1 protein-coding gene is annotated in these 1,929 nt (G+C 72.7%); it reads right to left on the reverse strand.

Annotated elements, in window-relative coordinates:
- Window positions 1–800 precede the first annotated feature (800 nt).
- Window positions 801–1,337 carry a transposase gene (locus OO015_RS09545; RefSeq protein WP_416236597.1) on the reverse strand — a complete coding sequence of 179 codons (537 nt, stop codon included), beginning with the start codon at window positions 1,335–1,337 and terminating at the stop codon, window positions 801–803.
- Between the last annotated feature and the right edge of the window lie 592 nt (window positions 1,338–1,929).

Genomic DNA, 1,929 nt, shown 5'->3' on the forward strand with positions numbered 1-1,929 from the left:
TTTCCTCGTCCGCCGTAGGGGTCAGGCGTGCCTGACCCGCCCGGGTCGGGCGTGCGTGACCCGGCTGGGCCAGGCGTGCCTGACCCGCCGGGCCCGGTGGGGCGGGCAACCGTACCGTGGGTTCATCCCCGCGCCTGGCGGCGCGGCCGGGCGACGCACGCGTCGCCCCTACAGGGTGTGGGCGGTTGGCGACGGTTGTCGATCGTACGTCCACCGATGGGCAAGACCACCGCTATCCCCGTAGGGGTCAGGCGTGCCTGACCCGCCCGGTCGGGCGTGCCCGACCCGTCCGGCCCGTCAGGGCCGGGAACGGACGAACGTCCGGGCGCGACACGCCGCGCCCCTACAGGGGAAAGACAGGCGACGCACCCGTCGCCCCGACCGGGTGGGGTCGGTTACCGGCGGTCGCCTGCCTATCGTCCACCGTTGTCCGATCGACCACCGCCATTCCTGTAGGGGTCACGCGTGCGTGACCCGCCCGGGTCAGGCGTGCCTGACCCGTCCGGCCCGTCAGGGCCGGGAACGGACGAACGTCCGGGCGCGACACGCCGCGCCCCTACAGGGCAAAGACGGGCAACGCATCCCTCGCCCCGACCGGGTGGGGTCGGTTACCGGCGGTCGCCTGCCTATCGTCCACCGTTGTCCGATCGACCACCGCCCATTCCTGTAGGGGTCGGGCGTGCCCGACCCGTCCGGCCCGAGAGGGCCGGGAACCGAACTCATTGCCGCGCCATCCGGCGCGGACGGGTACGGCACGCCGCGCCCCTACAGGGCAAAGACGGGCGACGAATCCGGTGCCCCTACGAGGTGGACGGACCGTCCTCGCTGGGCACGACCAGGAAGTCCAGCGCCTCGCTCGGTGTCCAGCGCCCCGGATGCAGCGAGTCCTCCTGCCAGCGCAGGGGGTTTTCGACGATGTACTGGCGGATCCGCTCCAGCTCGCGGTCGGAACGGACGATCCGTTCCCAGAAATTCCGCTGCCACACCGGCGCACCCGGCGTGCCGCGTTCCCGGTTGATCCGCCGCGCCGCCGCGGCCTTGAACGCGCCGACGACCGCACCGAGACTGCCGGCGGGAAGCCGCGGCACAGCCTGCTCCGAGGGCGACGCGTCGGCCGGCGGGTCTTCGGTCAGCCAGACAATCCCGTGGACGTGATTGGGCATGACGACGAATTCCTCTTCGAGCAGGAGCACGTTCCGGCGGAGCTGCGCGGTGCGGAACCATTCTTCCCGCACGATCTCGCCGAACCGGTTCACCTGCACGGCGCCACCGACGACCGTGCCGAAGAGCGGCTCGCGGTCGACCGTACAGACCGTCACGAAATACCCGGCCGGCATGCGGTAGTCGTAACCGGGCAGTCGGATCGAGCGGCGGCGGTCAGGTGCGTTCCGGCGCACGCGCGTGCTCCCACGGTGGGACACCCTTCGCCGCGCCGATTCTGCCAGGGCACGAGGTTCCCGTCACCCCAGGGGGTCGTCCCGCCCCGACGACGGCAGCGAGGGCTCGCGTACCGACCACCGCCGCCCCCTGGAGGGGGGTCACGCGCGCCTGGACCGACCTCGTCACGTGCGCGTGACCTGCCCGGCCCGGGAGGCCCGGGGAACTGGATCGTCGGTGCACACCCGCGCCATCCGGCGCTGCGGGCGAGGCACGCCTCGCCCCTACACGGGAAACGGCCGTGGTCGAACGGGGACGGTCAGCTGGCGATCGCCCCACCCCAGCCGTACCGGCGACGTTGCCTCCACGTCGGGATCAGGCACGCCTGACCTGTACGACTCGGTCGGACCGGGAACCGGCCAGGACCGGGCTCGGCAGGCCGCGCCCCTCCAGGGGAGACACCGGTCCCGAAGGCACCGCATCGACGCGACAATGCCGACGCCCGCTACCTGCCCGCCCCTCACCCGGCTGCCGGTTCGGGCTCGACCAGGC

It is taken from the genome of Thermomicrobium sp. 4228-Ro (assembly GCF_026241205.1).
GTDB lineage: Bacteria > Chloroflexota > Chloroflexia > Thermomicrobiales > Thermomicrobiaceae > Thermomicrobium.

Bases quoted from the DNA above. Each gene is read 5' to 3' on its own strand.
- OO015_RS09545 (WP_416236597.1), bottom strand. From the start codon at position 1,337: ATGCCGGCCGGGTATTTCGTGACGGTCTGTACGGTCGACCGCGAGCCG.